The sequence below is a fragment of the Roseofilum sp. genome, assembly GCF_982964205.1.
Genome location: NZ_CEZBFX010000052.1, coordinates 13,807 through 31,254 on the forward strand (window position 1 = coordinate 13,807; position 17,448 = coordinate 31,254).

Below are 17,448 nucleotides of genomic sequence, written 5' to 3' on the forward strand. Positions count from 1 at the left end.
TCCACTAGAAACCCACATGAGGGAGCGATCGCTTTTTGACCCTACCTGCTCCTGAAGTTTTAGCTCTGATTGACTGAAAATGTTCTCAATTTATATTCTCACCTATAACGAAGAACTGGATATTGGCCCTTGTATTGAATCTGCTCTAGTGTCGGATGATGTGATTGTGGTCGATTCGCTCAGTAGAGATCGCACTGTCGAAATTGCCCAACGTTATCCTGTCCGCATTGTTGAGCATAAATTTGAAAGCCATGGCCGTCAACGCACTTGGATGCTCCAAGAAGTCCCGGCTAAACATCCTTGGATATATATCCTAGAAGCAGACGAGCGCATGACCCCTGAGTTATTTAACGAGTGCTTAGAGGTGGTTAAATCAGCCGACAAAGTGGGTTACTATGTGGCAGAACGAGTGATGTTCATGAATCGTTGGATTCGCTACAGTACTCAATATCCTCGGTATCAATTGCGGCTCTTGCGTCCCGATCGAGTTTGGTTTAGCGATTATGGCCATACTGAACGAGAAGTGTGTGATGGCCCCACAGGATTTCTCAAAGAAACCTATCCTCACTATACCTGTAGTAAAGGTCTCAGTCGGTGGCTCGAAAAGCATAATCGCTATTCCACCGATGAAGCAGCCGAAACCATCCGTCAACTGGAAAAAGGGAAGGTCAACTGGGCTGAGTTAGTCTTTGGGAAAACCGAAGTCGCTAGACGACGAGCGCTTAAAGATCTCTCCTTGCGTCTACCCTTTCGCCCGGTTGTACGATTTTTCTATATGTATTTCATTTTAGGGGGATGTTGGGATGGTTCGCCCGGTTTAGCTTGGTGTACTCTACAAGCCTTTTATGAATATCTGATTTTATTGAAAACCTGGGAAATGCAATATTTACCCGTCCCTGAGTTAGATCCACAGACCTTAAAGCCACAGGAAAATTCTGCCCAGAATTCACAAGAGGAGGCAATAGGCAATAGGCCATAGTCATCGATCACCCGTTAAGGCTGTGAGCGAATTGTGTATTAGGGGATGCAAGAGGCAAAAGGCAATAGGCAAAACCCGGTTTTCCCCTTTGTTGGATTCGTGTAGATAGCCCTCAATTCGTCAGCTATTCCACAGATCGCCGGCAAAGTGTTTTATGATAGCCAATAGTGGGGATCGTCCCGATTCGGGAGTCGGGAGTCAGGCTAGAAAGCCGGTTTCTGCCCACTGCCTATTCCCTGTTCCCTGAGTAAAGAATCTTTGTGTTCCAACGCTTGAAGCAAGATTTGAAGAATGATTTGATTGCTGGTTTGCTGGTGGTGATCCCATTGGCAACCACAATCTGGCTAACCATTACCATAGCCAGTTGGGTGGTCAATGTCCTCACCCAGATTCCTAAACAGGTGAACCCCTTTGATGGATTACATCCAATTTTAGTCTCTCTTCTCAATCTGGTTGTCGGGCTTGCCGTTCCCTTACTCAGTATCCTGGTCATTGGTTTGATGGCTCGGAATATCGTCGGCCGCTGGTTGTTGGATGTGGGGGAGCGGATTGTACAGGCGATTCCTTTAGCTGGTTCGGTTTATAAAACCTTAAAGCAATTATTGGAAACCTTACTCAAAGATTCTAAAGATAAGTTTCGACGAGTGGTGTTAGTTGAATATCCCCGTGAGGGACTATGGTCGATGGGGTTTGTCACTGGCCCGGTGAGTTCAGATTTACGCTCCAAGTTTCCAGTACCGATGATTAATGTATTTATTCCCACCACGCCAAATCCTACTACTGGATGGTATGCGATCGTCCCGGAGAAGGACGTGATTAATTTAGCAATCTCGATTGAAGATGCCTTTAAGGTGGTCGTCTCAGCCGGTATCGTTAACCCCACAATGGCACTGCTTCCGCCAGCGGATGACCAATCAGGATATACACTAGAGGATCGGAAGAAGTCTCAATTGACTGAGAATCCGGCTGAAAAACTTGGCCTAACGGTTTCTCTGACTCTTGAGGAATCTTCTAAAGTTGAGTAGTGTTAGAGGGCCAATCTTCGGCTTTTAAGAATTATGCAACCGCGCCAAATTGCTCGTGAACTTGCCTTGCTGAGTCTTTCCCAGTTTTCTAAGCGAAAGACTCCGGAAAACCTTGAATCGATGATCTTAGCAGCAGTGAAGACGTTGCAAACGGAAGCATCAGAGTCTTTAGAGATGGCATCGGCTCAGTTGGAGAGAGGAAACGATCGCCTGTTGAATAGCGAAACAGTGGCCCCCAATATTGCCAGCTCTAGAGCGATGCTCAAAGAGGCGGTTGAACTCACCCAAATGGCTATTAATCAATTGGGAGATGCGATGACGTTTCCCGAGAAAGTCCATTATTATCAAGAGCAAACAGTTGTTCAAGATTATGCTTTAGAGTTGGTTAGTCGGGTCATTCAAAATCACCAGGAGTTGGACTCTATTTTATCTAAGGCGATGGTCAATTGGCAGTTAGAGCGCATTGCTCGTATCGATCGCGATATTCTCAGAATTGCAGTGGCAGAAATTTTGTACGTTAACCTGGATGAACGGATAGCTATTGATGAAGCGGTGAAGTTAGCCAAACGCTACAGTGGGGAGCAGGAATATCGGTTTATTAATGGGGTGTTGCGTCGGGTGGTAACGTTACTCAAGGAAGAGCAGTCTAAGTAGGCATAGGTAAAGTCACTTCAATTAAGGTTGATACATGATGCTCGATCGACAACGGCGGTATCTGTAGAGGCGAAAAATTTGTCACCTCTACTACTCGGTGGCGATTTGTTAAGTTTTAATACGCTTTAGTTGCTCAAAATTATATATCGCTATACAGTAATTGAACTATTGAAATTAAACCAAAAAAGTAGTTGACTTTTACGAGATAGCAAAGATGAGTAACAATTTGGCAAGCCAACTTCGGGAAGGAACGAAACAATCCCATACCATGGCTGAAAACACAGCCTTTATGAAATGTTTTCTCAAAGGGATTGTGGAAAGAGAGCCTTTCCGCCTGTTAACCGCAGATTTGTATTTCCTCTACAGTGCCCTCGAAGAAGAAGTACAGCGCCACAAAGACCATCAAGCGATCGCTCCCATTTATTTCCCCGAACTAGAGCGCAAAGGGAAATTAGAGGAAGACTTAGCCTATTACTATGGGGAAGATTGGAAAGAGCAAATCCAACCTTCACCCGAAGGCAAAAATTATGTTGACCGCATTCACGAAGTCGCCAATACCGAACCGGCTCTTTTGGTTGCCCATTGTTACGTTCGCTATATGGGAGATCTTTCCGGCGGTCAGGCTTTAAGAAATATTGTCCGTTCAGCTTTGGAATTGCCTCCAGATAAGGGGACTGGACTCCATGAATTCGACCAAATTCCCACCGTCGAGGCTAGAAAGGCATTCAAGGCTAAGTACCGCGATGCTTTGAATTCACTCCCGGTTGATGATGCCCTAGCTCAAAAAATTGTCGATGAGGCCAACATTGCGTTTCGACTCAACCGCAATGTTGTCCATGAACTCGAACCAGCTGTAAAAGCGGCGATCGGCGATCATACCTTCGATTTGCTCACCCGGCAAGATAAGCCCGGAAGTACAGAAAGAGCGCCTGGCAGTAGTTCAGTTGAGTTAGTCTCAGCCGCCGAATAAGTATTGAGCAGGGGTGGCTTTAATCAATTATGCTTCTCCTGCTCCTAATGAAACTCAAATCACAAAATTATTAAGGTAAAGCGATGCAACTTCTGCCACAAACAACCGTAAAATTCGACTCAAATTTACTCAAAAAATACGATAAACCTCTACCTCGATATACCAGTTATCCTCCCGCTACAGAGTTAAAACCCAATGTTGGCGATCTAGATTTTAGAACGGGTATCGCCGTGGGGAACCATAAAAAAACACCGATTTCCCTCTACTGTCATATTCCTTTTTGCCAAAGTCCCTGTTATTTTTGTGGCTGCAATACCATCATTACCAAGAGCCAAAAGAAAGTCGATCCTTATTTGGACTATGTTGCCCGTAATATTGAACAGGTTGCTGCCCTGACCGACCGAGACAGAAAAGTTAATCAGCTCCACTGGGGAGGAGGAACTCCCAACTATTTAAATCTCAATCAAATTGAATTTTTATGGAATCAATTTCAGCAGCATTTTAGTTTTAGTGAAGAGGCAGAAGTTTCTCTAGAAATCAATCCTCGATACATCGATCGCAATGCGATCTTATTCTTGAAAAACTTGGGCTTCAATCGAATTAGCTTTGGCATTCAGGATTTTAATCCTCAAGTTCAAGCCGCCATCAATCGCGTACAACCAGAGTCCATGCTCTTTGATGTGATGAGTTGGATTCGAGAAGCCGGCTTTGAGAGTGTAAATGTGGATCTGATTTATGGTCTGCCGTTTCAAACTCTAGAAACTTTTAAGGATACCATTGAGAAGACCCTAAAACTCGATCCCGATCGGATTGCGATTTTCAATTTTGCCTATGTTCCTTGGATGAAACCAGTTCAGAAAAAAATACCTGTAGATGCTCTACCCGAGCCATCGGAAAAACTCGATATCTTTAAAATGACCATTGAAGAATTAATGGAGGGAGGCTATGTGTTTATTGGCATGGATCATTTTGCCAAGCCTGATGATGAATTAACAATCGCTCAACAAGCTGGAGACCTACACAGGAACTTTCAGGGGTACACCACGAAACCGGAGTCAGATTTATTTTCTTTTGGGATGACTTCCATTAGTATGCTACATGATGTCTATATTCAGAATCATAAGCAGTTACCAGACTACTATCGAGCCATTGATGCCGGTATCCTCCCCATTGAAAAAGGCGTTAGCCTCGATCGCGATGACATCATCCGCAGAGCGGTCATTATGGAGTTCATGTGCCAATTTCAGGTTTGCCAACATGTGATCGAGGAAAAATACCACTTACACTTCGATCTAGAATTCGATGAATATTTTGCCAGAGAAATTGCTGAACTGCGTGTCCTGGAAGCGGATGGATTAATTCGGTTTAATGGTGAGAAAATTGAGGTCACACCGACCGGTCGATTGCTAATCAGAAATATTGCCTCTATCTTTGATGCTCGTACCAGAAAACGGCAAATTACCAGTTTTTCTAGGGCAATTTGAAAAGTTATAGTGAGCTTCGCGCTAGGCAATAGGTTGTATGGCTTAGGGTCTAAGGGTTCAGTCCCCCTATTGCCGGATCGCAACGTAAAGCGCTGTACAGGGGGCGATCGCGAAACTGTACTTTTGGTGAATGCCCAATGATAGACTGATGATTGCGATCGCAATAGTCCCTTAATCCTACAACCTGCACATAATCCTATGGTCTTTAATTGGTTTCGCCGCCAGTTTAATCGCTCTGAGTCTCCTGCTCCCTCCCCTGCACCTGCCCCTGAACCGCAACTAGAGCAACAGGAGGAAGTTGAAGTAGAAAAAACAGAAGAGGCTGTAGATTATCTTGCATGGGCTAAGGCTGCTTATCAAAATATTCAACAACAAGAACAACAAGAAGTAGAACCCTCTTCTGAAGTAGAAGAGAAAGCAGAGGAACTTGAAGCAGACGTTGCCCCTGAAGAAACGGAACCTGCTGTTGTCCCAGAAACTGTTGTTGAACCTTCAGAAACGGAACCTATCGTTGAGAATGCAACAGAAAGTGAACCGGAACCACCATCTGAGAGTGAACCGAAACCCGAACCTGTTGTTGAAAGTGAACCCGAACCCGAACCCACTCCAGCACCTGTATCCTTCCTAGAACGAGCCAAAGCAGAGCGGGGAGCGCGGTTAGAAGAACTGAAAGAAAAGGCCGTCGAAGCGCCAGAACCAGAAGAAAAACGTCGTTCTCCAGCGCCTCAAGAATTGGATGAAGATTTCCTTTGGTCGGCTGAGGTTCTTGCTAAACAAGGGAGACGGCCAGATGAGGTGTCCTTAGAAGAGATTAATTGGTTACAACAACTGCGTCAGGGACTCGGGAAAACCAGGCGCGGATTAATTAACCAATTGAAGGCAGTTGTGGGTCAAGGACCTCTCAATGAGGATGCGGTTTTAGAAGTTGAATCCTTGTTATTACAGGCAGATGTAGGCGTTGAGGCGACCGATCGCATTATTGAACAATTACAAGCTAAACTGCGCGAAGAAAGTTTACCCCCAGAACAGGCGATCGCCTACTTAAAACAACTCCTCTGTGATATTTTGGACTATCCTGGTGGCAAAGCCTACGATACCACTTTTGCCCCAGAACAAGATGTCCTCAATATTTGGATGTTAACCGGAGTCAATGGCGTAGGCAAAACCACAACTATTGGTAAATTAGCACACTTAGCCAAAAAATCTGACTATCAATGTTTAATTGGGGCAGCCGACACATTCCGTGCCGCCGCAGTAGAACAAGTGAAGGTTTGGGGAGAGCGAACTGGAACAGATGTTATTGCTAATCCAAGTAAAAATACTGATCCGGCGGCCGTTGTTTATGATGCAATTACTGCCGCACAATCAAGAAATGTAGACCTCTTACTGGTTGATACGGCTGGACGACTGCAAAACAAGAAAAACTTAATGGAAGAACTGAGCAAAATTCGCCGCATTATTGATAAGAAAGCACCCAATGCAAAAGTAGAATCACTCTTAGTTTTAGACGCTACCCTAGGTCAAAATGGCTTACGTCAAGCCCAAGTGTTTGCCGAAGTTGCCCAACTTAGTGGGGTTGTCTTAACTAAATTAGATGGTACAGCCAAAGGAGGCGTTGCCTTAGCGGTTTCCCAACAACTCGGTTTACCTATTCGCTTTATTGGTGCAGGAGAAGGGATTGAAGATTTACGCCCATTTTCCAGTTATGAATTTGTGGAAGCATTAATTAGTGGATGAAGATTAGAATTCTTGTAGAACTCAGGGAATAGGCAATAGAAAGTGTCCTCACTCTCCCTTTCGCTGCTCTATAAAAGAAACCGTAACATTACCAAATTGTGGATAAATCTAGGATAAAACCCGGTAAAATAAACTCTCCGGATATCGTTTGGGGATTGTCCAAGATTTCGACTTCTTGCTGAGGACGATACACTTCGACTCGTCGCTGTTTGCGATTAATTAACCAACCTAACTGCGCTCCATTGTTTATATACTCGATCATTTTCGCTTGAGTTTGCGATAAGGTATCGCTAGGAGACATCAGCTCGACGACAAAATCGGGGCATAAGGGTACAAATCGATCTTGTTCTTTCTCCGTTAAAGCATCCCAGCGCTCTAGTTTTACCCAAGAAGAATCGGGAGCGCGATTGGCTCCATTGGGCAGTTGAAAACAGCCACTAGAATCAAAGACCTTACCCAGTTTAGTTTGCCGATTCCAAGCTTGTAATTGAAAAGTTAAATCGGCATTGCGTTCGCTGGTATTTCCTCCAGTTGGGGGCATCACAATTAACTCTCCCTGGGCCGTTTTCTCAAATTGCAAATTGTCGTTTTCGTGGCACAGTTGCCAAAATTGCTCGTCTGTTAAATTGATTTTGAGAGCCAGTTGGGGAGGTAAAGAAATAATGGGAGTTTCCATATTCAGCCTCTAATTGGGATTGATCTCATAGGGATTAGAGTTGGGGATGGGATAGAGCGATCGCCTTTGAGTAGTTGGTACAGTTAAAGATGGAGTCGTCGGTTGAATCAAACCATATCCCCTGGGACGAATGGAGCCAGCGGGAGCAGTGAATTGAGTTTGAGGGGTGAAAGGATTAGAGGGAGTTGATTCAGGAGATGTATCAACGAAAGGAGATAAGCGACTATAGCCAAAGCTTCGAGTTTCTGAGACGGAGGACGAGGGTAGGTTTCCTGAGCTGGAATTGCCATTGAGTGTTGTTTGTGGCGTGTTGTTTGGCAACGTAGTTTTGGGCAGTTGACGGGTTGACGTTAAGTTAGAACTGAAGACACTGGAACCATCGGTGGGTAAGTTCTGAGTCACTGACTCGACAATTTCCCCGGTGGTTGGGGTGAGAGAAGAGCTAAATGTTGGAGAGACAGAGAGAATTTCATCGGGTTCAGGTTGAGCAGGTTTTTGACTCCAATAGGGAACCGAAGAAACCAGAGGATGGGAAGCAGATAGAGGACTTTTCTTCTCTTTGTTCCCAGATGGGGAGAAGTCCAGGGAAACGGGAGCAGATAGGGAAGGGGAGGAGAACGTGTTAATTTCTTCGCCGATTTCCTCTAGGGATAGAGTCGCAATGATCTGTTGCAGTTCTGAGTCGCTTAACAGATCCGATTGAGTCGATAATGGCGATCCGGTATCTCCATCTTCTTCTGGGCGAGCTAAAGAGGGTTGCACGGGATCTATGGTTTGCGCTCTTTCGAGAGTGTCTTTCAGATCATTGATATAAGGGGTAAGGGGACTCAGGAAAGTCTGAACATTAGTAGAAATATTCGTTCCCATCTGATTGAGGGTGTCTGGATTGGCGATCGGTTTCCAGAAAATGGCGATCGCCCCCGATAGGGGAATAAATACCCACCACAATCCCCCACGTCTCCATTTTATTCTCGATAACGGGGTCCATTTGCGGGTAGATGCGGTTTGAGTTCGGCGACGGGAACGTTTCACGATCGACTCTCCTTTGAGTTCCTCAAGGGGTTAGGGCATTACTCTAAGCGTTCTAACCAAACGCTAACATCAATGGCTAGGGTTTGGCCCAGACGCAGCAGGCGACGGCTTTGAGGCAAATCTAAGGTCATCTGCGATGAGGTCTCCTCGCTCTCTAACGGGTCTGCCTCCTCCGAGCCATTTAAGGCTGAAGTGGAAATACCAAAACAGCGAGGGATAATCTTATTATGCAGATAACTAAAGTATAGCTCTTGACAGCGAGTTAAGCATAATCCCACCTGCAAACGACAGGAGAGGTCGATCAATCGCTCTAGTCGCTCCAGATGATGATTTAAGCTGGCAGGGTCATTATTTTCCAGAACTTCCCAAAATCCCAGTAAAGTTAAGCGCTCTAGGATTTCTTGACCATCGGGAATAGTCAGATGGCAATGGAGAGATTCAGCTTCTTTGGCGATCGCCTCTAACTCTAGCAGCAAACTCAAACCTTCAGGCAAAGCAAAATTCTCGGGTTTCAGAGCATTCAACAGACTAAAACAACGCTGGGACAGGGCCATATTTGCCGCCACCTGTAACTCCGCTGGTGGCGGCATATTGTCCCGGTGAAATGCCCTTAACACGCCGTAATTATCCCGATACACTTGGGTATACAACTGATCTACGCGGGTTAAGGTTTCCTGGGTCAGAAGAGTCATGATCCGCAGGCGGTCTTCTGCAAATAGATCGTCTAAATTAAAGGTTTGGTCGCCAAACCACTCCGCCATCCCTAAAATCACATTAGCAGCACTCGCCTGTTGCAGAGCATGAAAGAGCGTTTCTTTAATCGATAAATAGGATCGGCGATTAGAGAACGGTTGAACGCAACAATGGAAATCCCATCCTCCTAAATGCAAGAGAGCAAAGACAAAATGCCCCCCTTCCCTCGTCACTTCAGAAGTAAGGTTAATTTCACCCACCGCTAAAGTTAGGGAACCCATGCGCTGGAGCTGATAATCCTGTTGTTCGATCCAATAGCAATATAAGGAAAAATCTTTGTCCGATGGACTCGACTGCTCCCTCGTCATAGATAAACCCTTATGGGAGGTGGGATAGCTATTAAACAGAGAACTAATCGCAAAATGGGCCACCACTTGCTCTAAGCTGACTTGCGCAGTCATCACATTTTTGTCATAAACCCCGGCTCCCGTTTCAAAAATGTCTACATTACTGGGAGCTTGGGCTAATCGATCGACAAACGTCGTTTCTAAATCCTGACCCGTTACTTCCCTAGCTAACTCGATCGCCCGACTGGCATATCGGAGAATTTGCGTTCCTTCTGGGCGGGAAATTTCTTCAAAGAACCAACCGCAACTGGTGAACATCAACAGAGCATGGCGTTGCATTTCCAGCAAGCGCAAGGCTTCGATCTGTTCGCTCGGTTCCAGGGGATGGGTTTGATGACGATTCAAAAAGCGATCGACTGTATGCCAACTGCGGTTATTAATGATTTCAACATACTCATCTCGCGCCTTCCAAGGGTCTTGGAACATTTCATAGCCCTGGGTTTCATAAATCTCTACCAACCGATCTCGCAAGTGGTTGAGGGCATCTCGTAGGGGTCTGCGCCATTTTTGATGCCATCCCCCCCCACTGGCACAACCACAATCTTCTTGCCATCTGCCTACTCCATGGGAACAACTCCAAGCAGTGACGGGTTTGAGTTGCACTTCCCAAGTCGGGGGATGTTGGCTGAGATAGTGGCTAAAGTTGGTAATTTGCCATCCTCGGTCGGGAAATTCCCGTAAGAAGGCATAGGCCAGGGTTTTTTCGGTTCCCCCTTTGTGGTGACCGAAGGTTTCTCCATCAGTGGCCACGGAAATCAGTTGGTGGGGACGTTGATCCCCATGGATGGCATGGGCTAGGCGATCGCCCAGATGGTAAGAGCTACTCAGGGCATCGCTAAAGCCCATATCGCTGGAGATGGGACCATCGTAAAAGAAGATATCCAGATAGCGACCGTCGGCGATAAAACAGCGATAGGGACGGGTGGGATCGATGGTGGAGTCTTCTACATCGTACCATTCGGGATCGGGGTTGTCTTCCGTGGCGATCGGGCGACAGGTTTGGGCTTGGGAGGGAGCCAGAATGGTAAATTTAATACCCTCGTTTATGAGGCTCTCAACGGTGGGATAATCGATCGCTGTTTCCGCTAACCACATGCCTTCGGGATCGCGGCCAAACCGGGATTTGAAGTCGGCTTTTCCCCAGCGAATTTGGGTGTATTTATCCCGTTCATTCGCCAGGGGCATGATCGTGTGGTTGTAGACTTGGGCGATCGCATTGCCATGACCGCCTAATCGCTGACAACTTTTGCGATCGGCTTCAATAATCCGCTGATAAACTTGGGTATCATAACGCTCTAACCAAGCCATTAAAGTCGGGCCAATATTGAAGCTCAGATACTCGAAATTATTGATAATCCCAATGATCTCGCCCTGGTCATTCAGAACTCTAGCAAAAGCATTGGGACGATAGCATTCATGATAGATACGCTCGTTCCAATTGTGGCAAGGGGCAGCACTCGGTTGACGTTCAATCTCATTCAGATAAGGATTTTCGCGCGGCGGTTGATAGAAGTGACCATGAATTGTGACACAAACTCCAAGATTAACTTGATCCCCTAATTCTTGACCTTGATCCCCTTCTTTTTTCGGCAAAGAAACTTCAGGGATCGGTTGTATATTGGGGAAGACGGTTCCCTCTGTTAGGAATTGAGAAATAGACACCACAGTTGACAAGACCTCCAACAGGACATGAAGCAATATAAGCGTTAATTAAAAACTTATTAATGGCTCAGTTGTTTATAAATCGTAATGTCGATCGAAATATTTACTTTTGTATCATCGTTTTCGCAAGCGAATATCAAAATGAGCCATTTATAGTGTATCTCAGAGAGCCAAACTTCAGGATGAATAAATATAAAGATATTCTTAATTACCAGAATAAAACCTGTGTCAAGTGCCTGTTTGTAGAGTTCAACGCCTTTTAACTTCAAAGCATAGAGTAACCTAAAAATCTTTCTCTTTGGTATACTAATTATTACTTAGTGAAGTGATGTGAGCCAAAACTTAAAGGCAATTCAGGAGTAGACACAAACGTTCTGATTCCTATTCCCTATTCCCTATTCCCTATTCCCTATTCCCTATTCCCTATTCCCTAATTTCCTAATTCCCCATGCTCCAATTTACTCCTACTACCTTTCGGTCAAGATTCCCTTGGTTTAGCTGCGGTTTATTACTGCTCTGGATTATTGCTTTAGGATTGCGGTTTTGGGGATTAAATCGGTTTAACACTCTGGTTTTTGATGAGGTCTATTTTGCCAAATTTGCCCAGAATTATTTAGATAAAACCCAGTTGTTTGATGCCCATCCTCCCCTAGGGAAGTATCTGATTGCCGTGGGGATGGGACTAGCCGATCGCTTGTCTTTAGGGGATTCATCCGTTACCAACGATTTAACCGGTTCTCTACGCTCCCCATTGAGTTACCGCTGGTTCAATGCGTTTACCGGATCGTTGATTCCTTTGGTGGTTGCGTGGCTCAGTTATCAGTTAACTCAGCGCAAAAGTTATGCCTTTCTATCGGCTGGATTAATGACGATAGAAGGCTTGTTTTTAGTCGAATCTCGCTATGCTTTGATCAACATTTATTTAGTGCTGTTTGGATTGCTGGGACAGGGTTTCGGATTATGGGGATTACAAACCACTCCTCGATGGCGCACGCTAGGACTGATTTTATCGGGGATAAGTTTTGGGTTGTCTGCTGCGGTGAAGTGGAATGGATTGGGGTTTTGGCTCGGATTTTGGGGAGTAATTTTAGTTATTAAGCTGTGGGAGAAGTGGGAAAATAGGGAGGGCGCGATCGCTAATTTGTCCTGGTACGATAGGGCAACAAAGTTAAGACTCTGGACCATTCCCCTTTATGGGCTAATTGTACCCTATGTCACCTATGCCCTAGTTTGGATTCCCCATCTTAACCTGAATCCCGACTATAGCTTCTGGCAGATGCAAGGGGAAATTATCGGCTATCATAACCGCATTGGTGGCGGTGAAGAAGTTCACCCGTATTGCTCGTCTTGGTTGAGTTGGCCGTTTTTAATTCGTCCTGTTGCCTATTATTATCAAGCAGTTAATGATGGGCAAGTAATTTTTGATGTTCATGCCTTCGGAAATCCATTGTTGTGGTGGAGTTCAACTGTAGCGATCGCCCTCTTATCTTTGTGTTTTTTACAACGCTATTCATCCCCAACCCTCTTCAATCTCTCCCTCTATCTAGGCATCAACTATATCACCAACTGGCTCCCCTGGAGCATCGTCAGTCGATGCTTATTTCTCTATCATTACATGGGTGCTCTCATCTTTGCCATTTTAGCCCTCAGTGTTATTCTCGAGCGATGGCTGTATCATTCTCGGCGAAAATTTCGGATTTTAGCGATCGGTATTTTAGGGGTGATGGCGATCGCCTTTCTCTTTTGGCTCCCTATCTATCTTGGTCTACCGCTCTCTCCCCAAGGCTTTCGTCTACGCATGTGGTTCAACACTTGGATTTAGGATTAAGGATGAATCCTCTTGAGTTTCTCAATGAACACTCATCAATTACATTATTATAGTATTCCCCCATGAATCCTTCTCAAACCCTAACGGTAAAACGGAATAACCAAACCTTCACGGTAGAAATCTCCATTCATCCCCCAAGTGATTATGTGCAGGAACATCTTCAGGAATTACTACCCAACTGGCAAAATGATTCCGTCTCGGTAATTATTTTCCTGCAACAAACACAGATGCCTTTAACTGAAATCTCTCCAGAAGTTGAAGCCGAAAAAAACATCCTCTTGGACAATTTTATCCGATGGTCGGACTTAGTCGCTAACTGGTTATGCGATCGCGATTATCCCACCGATGCATTCGATCCGCGCACCGGATATCCCCGCAGATGCTCCCCTGGAACCCTTTCCCACAAAGATGTACCTGCGGTTCATGCGGCATTGGGATATCCCATTGAGAAAAATGGAGACTGTGCCACCATTGTTCACCCCTTTTGGGGAACCGCAGTCTATCCCAGTGTGATGATCTCTGCTGCTCCCGTACCAGAAATCCTCACCGCTCTCCACTTTACCCTCCTCGATCGTTGTTAACGGATTTTTCGGTACCAACGGGCAATTCGATGCAGATCCATTCCCAAAAAATTAGCCATCAATACCCCTTGATTGATTGCAGTAGTGCGCCAGATGCCTAATCTTTGCCAACGTCGAGCAGAGGTAACGACGGGGAGGGGTGCGATCGCAATTTTTCCCAACGGTTTCAACGATTGAATTAAGTGCCAATCTTCTAAAATCGGTAACTCTGGGAATCCACCCACCTGCTCAAACCTAGCACGGGATAAAAAAATCGCTTGATCTCCGTAAGGAAGTTGGCAAAGGTGCGATCGCCACTTCACCCCCCATTCCACCATGCGATAACCCCAGTTTTCTGAACCTATCCGCAACTCAAACGCCCCTGCAACTACCCTCGGTTGCAGCAAAATATCCCGTACCCATTGGTCATACTCCCTAGGCAACTGAGTATCTCCATGTAAAAATAATAAATACTCTCCCCTAGCGTTTCTCGCCCCCTCATTCATCTGATGTCCTCGTCCCGGAGTCGTTTGAATCACTTTAATTCCTTCCTGTTTTAAGGATTCTACCGTCCCATCTGTAGATCCTCCATCCACCACAATAATCTCCACCTCTTTTCCTTGCTGAACCCTAGCCACAGTAGACAAAATTTGATCCACTTCATTCAGAACTGGAATAATCACTGAAATCATACTCACGTTCATTAATTCTCTGGAGACATGGTAAACACATAGGACAGTAAAAACCCAATCACTGCTGCGAGGAAAAAAGTTTTATCTCAACATTCAACACTTCTGGAGATTCATAAGATACCTTCTTGTGCTACATATAGTATTTTGAATTGATTTCTAAATCGTCCAGCTTTTGCCCTCTCCTCTTGCATTTCCCAAGGGAGAAGGGGGATGAGGGGCATAAAATGGTATCTATAGACATGATGTTATCCGATCGCCACCTTCACCTATGGCAGGCTGACTTAAATCAGTTTATGCCGCAGTTAACACAATTTACATCTGTTCTGTCTCCGGATGAAGTGGAGCGATCGCAGCGCTTCCATTTTGACGAGCATCGACAGTATTTTATCCTGGCGCGGGGTATTCTCCGCTATTTGTTGGCACAGTATTTAAACTGTCATCCTTCAGAAGTTGAATTTACCTATTCTCAGCGGGGAAAACCGGCCTTAGCCCTACCAAAATCTGACTTAAAGTTCAATATCTCTCACTCCAAAAACCATGCCCTGTATGGATTTTCCCTTAATTCATCTATTGGCGTAGATATCGAAGCCATTCGCCCTCTGAAAGACTTAGACTCCTTAGCCAAGCGCTTCTTTTTACCTTCAGAATATCGACATATTCAAAACACGCCCATTTCTGAGCAGCCCTATACTTTTTTTCGCTATTGGACGTACAAAGAAGCCTATTTAAAAGCCATTGGCGAAGGATTAGCGGGACTCGAACAAGCCAAAATTGAATTAACAGACACTGGGGCAAAAGTTAGCGATCGCGCCTGGTCATTATATTCGCTAACCACTCCCCCTGGTACCCTAGCGGCGGTGTCTGTTGAGGGAGACAACTGGCAGGTTGACCAAAAACAGGTGATTCTAGATCGATTAAAAATTAAAACTTAAAAACTCGATAGGGCGATCGAAAATTATTGTTCCTCTGTCACTCTCCGAAAAAGAGGAGTCTAACCCTTATTTTTTCGTTTCTCCTTCACGAATATAAAAGCGATCGCTCGCTCTAATGATGCACATTCATTGGCATCTCGGAAAGTGACATAAGAGCAATTATTAATCTACCAATGGTCCATAGGGAAGTGGAGAATAGCTTGGATCGCTAGTGGCTTCAAACCAGTAGTGCATATGACCTTCAATAAACTCGGTGCGGGAGATAAAACCATTGCTATCAACGTCGATGCTGTCGAAAGCGCGATCGGCAGTGTCGGTGTTTTCTCCCCCAGAGTATACGGCCAAATACCTTCGATATTCTTCACGAGATATCTCTCCAGAGCCATCTGTATCGACGAAATCAAAGAACACTTCGTTTTTTCGCCTGCCTGCTTCACGGGAGGATTGCATCAATGAGACTGCTTTCGCCGCATTAGTGAGGAATTCTTCGTAACCAATCTGAGTTTGAGGATCGACTGGATTTCCTCCAGCAACGAAATTGTCAAATAGGGAGCGAAATACCGCAAGAATTTCTTCGTCTTTCGACCGATCGCTTTGATTTTGTATCAACCGATTCGCAATCTCCTCATATTCAGAGCGCGATAAAAAGCCATTTTGGTTAGTATCCATAACCTTGAAGTAGGTCTTCATTTTGGTAACCCAAAAAGTAGATGACAAAAACTCTTCTGGAGACATTTTTACTGATTCCACAATCAACTTTGGGGCAGTATAGCATTTCTCACTGTTTCTTCAAATTAACCAATCTCTAAATAGCCGACTAAAAGGGAAGTTTTATTACAGAACTTATTTATGTATTGCAAAATGCTGTATTTCCGTATTCCTTATTCCTTCACAGAGGCTGCGATCGCCGTCACTCTTCTATAGAGACACACTTCACACTGTCCTTGTCAATCTCTTGAAACAATACGATACATAACGTCGTCATTTGGGCGCGTTGTCAACCCTGTCGGATAAAGGAGGTTCAATCCATGATCCAAGGACAAGTTGTACTGATCACTGGAGCATCACGGGGCATTGGGCGAGCGATCGCTCTAGAACTTGCTGCCCAAGGAGTCAAACGTTTACTCCTCGTTGCCCGAGATTCTCAGCGCTTGCAACAAATGGTTGAAACACTCCAACAAGAGTATCCTGAAGTTGAATCAGTTGCTCTAGCTGTTGATATGACTAATGGTCAAGCCTTAGATGGGGCGATCGCCAGAGCTTGGCGCGACTATGGCTCCATTGACCTTCTGATCAATAATGCTGGAGTTGCCCACCAAGGGGACTTTCTGGCCACCAACCCCCGTAAAATCGAAGAAGAAATCAACGTCAATCTCCTGGGAACCTTCCGCATTACCCGCTTAATCGCCAAACGCATGGTTACCCGTTCCCAGGGGACAATTGTCAACGTCTCCAGCCTCATGGGTAAAGTCGCTGCTCCCAGCTACGCCACTTACTCCGCCACCAAATTTGCCCTTGTTGGCTTTACCCAAGCCCTCCGCCAAGAACTCGCCCCCAAAGGCGTACGCGTTGTCGCCTTGCTGCCGTCGCTCACCGACACCGACATGGTGCGGAATACGGATAAATTTCGTTGGGTAGCCACGGATAGCGCCGAAATGGTTGCCAAATCCCTAGTTGCGGGATTGCGCGATCGCGACGAGGAAATTGTCGTCGGATGGCAAGGAAAAGTCGCCTCCCTGATGGGGCGCTTCTTCCCACAAGTGATGCAGAAGGTTGTTGCCTTAGCAGCCCCAGATCGCAGAGTCTTACCGTTGCGATCTCCTTCTGAGAGCGATCGAGCTGCTTAATGATTACAGCAGTTTCCTGCATGATAGAGTAAGAGTACCAAAGTAGGGGCTTGCATATTTTTCGCCCCTACTGCTTGTTGCTTTGGCGATCGCTTCCTCAGGTTGATTAAAGATTATCTGGATCTAACCCCATAGCCCGCAACCGTTCAGCAAGACGTTGCGATCGCTGCCGTTCAGCCTCTGCCCGTTGGGACTCAGCCTCTGCCCGTTGGGATTCAGCCTCTGCCCGTTGGGATTCAGCCTCTGCCCGTTGGGATTCAGCCTCTGCCC

The 17,448-nt window shown here is 45.6% G+C and carries 16 protein-coding genes and 1 pseudogene; 10 read left to right on the forward strand and 7 right to left on the reverse strand.

The genetic code is table 11. The annotated features are described in order from the left end of the window. Positions 1 to 79: 79 nt before the first annotated feature. The 5 genes from AC3A14_RS13975 to hemN all read left to right on the forward strand — a co-directional run bounded on the left by AC3A14_RS13975 (position 80) and on the right by hemN (position 5,112). The gene (locus tag AC3A14_RS13975) at positions 80 to 979 is read left to right on the forward strand and encodes a glycosyltransferase family 2 protein (protein WP_318731691.1); all 900 of its coding nucleotides are present in this window, start codon (positions 80 to 82) and stop codon (positions 977 to 979) included. Between the two features lie 260 nt (positions 980 to 1,239). Continuing rightward, entirely contained in the window at positions 1,240 to 2,004 is a 765-nt protein-coding gene (locus tag AC3A14_RS13980) for a DUF502 domain-containing protein (protein WP_318731692.1), read from the forward strand. A gap of 33 nt (positions 2,005 to 2,037) precedes the next feature. Next, positions 2,038 to 2,658 (forward strand): transcription antitermination factor NusB, encoded by a 621-nt coding sequence (gene nusB, locus AC3A14_RS13985; RefSeq protein ID WP_318699835.1) that lies wholly within the window; start codon positions 2,038 to 2,040, stop codon positions 2,656 to 2,658. Positions 2,659 to 2,872: 214 nt separating this feature from the next. Then, on the forward strand, positions 2,873 to 3,628 hold the full coding sequence (locus AC3A14_RS13990) for a biliverdin-producing heme oxygenase (RefSeq protein ID WP_318731693.1): 756 nt from the start codon (positions 2,873 to 2,875) through the stop codon (positions 3,626 to 3,628). A gap of 83 nt (positions 3,629 to 3,711) precedes the next feature. Further along, entirely contained in the window at positions 3,712 to 5,112 is a 1,401-nt protein-coding gene (hemN, locus tag AC3A14_RS13995) for an oxygen-independent coproporphyrinogen III oxidase (protein WP_318731694.1), read from the forward strand. Between the two features lie 49 nt (positions 5,113 to 5,161). On the opposite strand, the gene AC3A14_RS14000 is transcribed toward hemN, so the two are convergent. Further along, positions 5,162 to 5,302 (reverse strand): hypothetical protein, encoded by a 141-nt coding sequence (locus AC3A14_RS14000; RefSeq protein ID WP_487779035.1) that lies wholly within the window; start codon positions 5,300 to 5,302, stop codon positions 5,162 to 5,164. An 8-nt stretch (positions 5,303 to 5,310) separates the two neighbouring features. On the opposite strand from AC3A14_RS14000, the gene ftsY reads away from it, so the two are divergent. Next, a complete protein-coding gene (ftsY, locus tag AC3A14_RS14005) occupies positions 5,311 to 6,849 on the forward strand; it encodes a signal recognition particle-docking protein FtsY (RefSeq protein ID WP_318731695.1) in 1,539 nt (512 codons plus the stop codon). 88 nt (positions 6,850 to 6,937) lie between these two features. Here ftsY and AC3A14_RS14010 read toward each other — a convergent pair whose 3' ends face one another. Genes AC3A14_RS14010 through AC3A14_RS14020 form a run of 3 tightly spaced genes read right to left on the reverse strand, consistent with a single transcriptional unit; the run spans position 6,938 to position 11,250 of the window. Next, positions 6,938 to 7,525: a Uma2 family endonuclease gene (locus tag AC3A14_RS14010; RefSeq protein WP_318731696.1), complete on the reverse strand. Its 588-nt coding sequence runs from the start codon at positions 7,523 to 7,525 to the stop codon at positions 6,938 to 6,940. 9 nt (positions 7,526 to 7,534) lie between these two features. Next, positions 7,535 to 8,557, reverse strand: coding sequence for a hypothetical protein (locus AC3A14_RS14015; protein WP_318731697.1), 1,023 nt, complete (start codon positions 8,555 to 8,557; stop codon positions 7,535 to 7,537). 38 nt (positions 8,558 to 8,595) lie between these two features. Further along, positions 8,596 to 11,250, reverse strand: a complete 2,655-nt coding sequence (locus AC3A14_RS14020) for a DUF3536 domain-containing protein (protein WP_413039123.1) — start codon at positions 11,248 to 11,250, stop codon at positions 8,596 to 8,598. A gap of 517 nt (positions 11,251 to 11,767) precedes the next feature. On the opposite strand from AC3A14_RS14020, the gene AC3A14_RS14025 reads away from it, so the two are divergent. Further along, positions 11,768 to 13,141 (forward strand): dolichyl-phosphate-mannose--protein mannosyltransferase, encoded by a 1,374-nt coding sequence (locus AC3A14_RS14025; RefSeq protein ID WP_318731699.1) that lies wholly within the window; start codon positions 11,768 to 11,770, stop codon positions 13,139 to 13,141. Between the two features lie 68 nt (positions 13,142 to 13,209). Then, positions 13,210 to 13,728 (forward strand): methylmalonic aciduria and homocystinuria type D protein, encoded by a 519-nt coding sequence (locus AC3A14_RS14030; RefSeq protein ID WP_318731700.1) that lies wholly within the window; start codon positions 13,210 to 13,212, stop codon positions 13,726 to 13,728. On the opposite strand, the gene AC3A14_RS14035 is transcribed toward AC3A14_RS14030, so the two are convergent. Further along, the gene (locus AC3A14_RS14035) at positions 13,725 to 14,411 is read right to left on the reverse strand and encodes a TIGR04283 family arsenosugar biosynthesis glycosyltransferase (RefSeq protein WP_413039207.1); all 687 of its coding nucleotides are present in this window, start codon (positions 14,409 to 14,411) and stop codon (positions 13,725 to 13,727) included. The two genes, AC3A14_RS14030 and AC3A14_RS14035, sit on opposite strands and share 4 nt — an antisense overlap. A 212-nt stretch (positions 14,412 to 14,623) precedes the next feature. Here AC3A14_RS14035 and AC3A14_RS14040 point away from each other — a divergent pair, with 212 nt between their 5' ends. Then, positions 14,624 to 15,331, forward strand: a complete 708-nt coding sequence (locus AC3A14_RS14040) for a 4'-phosphopantetheinyl transferase family protein (RefSeq protein WP_318731701.1) — start codon at positions 14,624 to 14,626, stop codon at positions 15,329 to 15,331. A gap of 162 nt (positions 15,332 to 15,493) precedes the next feature. Here the strand turns inward: AC3A14_RS14040 and AC3A14_RS14045 are convergent, their stop codons facing one another. Next, complete coding sequence (locus AC3A14_RS14045) at positions 15,494 to 16,066, reverse strand: EF-hand domain-containing protein (RefSeq protein ID WP_318731723.1); 573 nt, start codon at positions 16,064 to 16,066, stop codon at positions 15,494 to 15,496. Between the two features lie 293 nt (positions 16,067 to 16,359). Between AC3A14_RS14045 and AC3A14_RS14050 the strand changes: the two genes are divergently transcribed. Further along, positions 16,360 to 17,178 carry an SDR family NAD(P)-dependent oxidoreductase gene (locus AC3A14_RS14050; protein ID WP_318731702.1) on the forward strand — a complete coding sequence of 273 codons (819 nt, stop codon included), beginning with the start codon at positions 16,360 to 16,362 and terminating at the stop codon, positions 17,176 to 17,178. Positions 17,179 to 17,284: 106 nt separating this feature from the next. Here the strand turns inward: AC3A14_RS14050 and AC3A14_RS14055 are convergent. Beyond that, positions 17,285 to 17,448, reverse strand: a pseudogene (locus AC3A14_RS14055) (Uma2 family endonuclease); the annotation flags it as partial.

Bases quoted from the DNA above. Each gene is read 5' to 3' on its own strand.
- hemN (WP_318731694.1), top strand. From the start codon at position 3,712: ATGCAACTTCTGCCACAAACAACCGTAAAATTCGACTCAAATTTACTC.
- AC3A14_RS14025 (WP_318731699.1), top strand. From the start codon at position 11,768: ATGCTCCAATTTACTCCTACTACCTTTCGGTCAAGATTCCCTTGGTTT.
- AC3A14_RS14045 (WP_318731723.1), bottom strand. From the start codon at position 16,066: ATGTCTCCAGAAGAGTTTTTGTCATCTACTTTTTGGGTTACCAAAATG.
- AC3A14_RS14030 (WP_318731700.1), top strand. From the start codon at position 13,210: ATGAATCCTTCTCAAACCCTAACGGTAAAACGGAATAACCAAACCTTC.
- AC3A14_RS13975 (WP_318731691.1), top strand. From the start codon at position 80: ATGTTCTCAATTTATATTCTCACCTATAACGAAGAACTGGATATTGGC.
- nusB (WP_318699835.1), top strand. From the start codon at position 2,038: ATGCAACCGCGCCAAATTGCTCGTGAACTTGCCTTGCTGAGTCTTTCC.
- AC3A14_RS13990 (WP_318731693.1), top strand. From the start codon at position 2,873: ATGAGTAACAATTTGGCAAGCCAACTTCGGGAAGGAACGAAACAATCC.
- AC3A14_RS14040 (WP_318731701.1), top strand. From the start codon at position 14,624: ATGGTATCTATAGACATGATGTTATCCGATCGCCACCTTCACCTATGG.
- ftsY (WP_318731695.1), top strand. From the start codon at position 5,311: ATGGTCTTTAATTGGTTTCGCCGCCAGTTTAATCGCTCTGAGTCTCCT.
- AC3A14_RS14050 (WP_318731702.1), top strand. From the start codon at position 16,360: ATGATCCAAGGACAAGTTGTACTGATCACTGGAGCATCACGGGGCATT.
- AC3A14_RS14010 (WP_318731696.1), bottom strand. From the start codon at position 7,525: ATGGAAACTCCCATTATTTCTTTACCTCCCCAACTGGCTCTCAAAATC.
- AC3A14_RS14035 (WP_413039207.1), bottom strand. From the start codon at position 14,411: ATGAACGTGAGTATGATTTCAGTGATTATTCCAGTTCTGAATGAAGTG.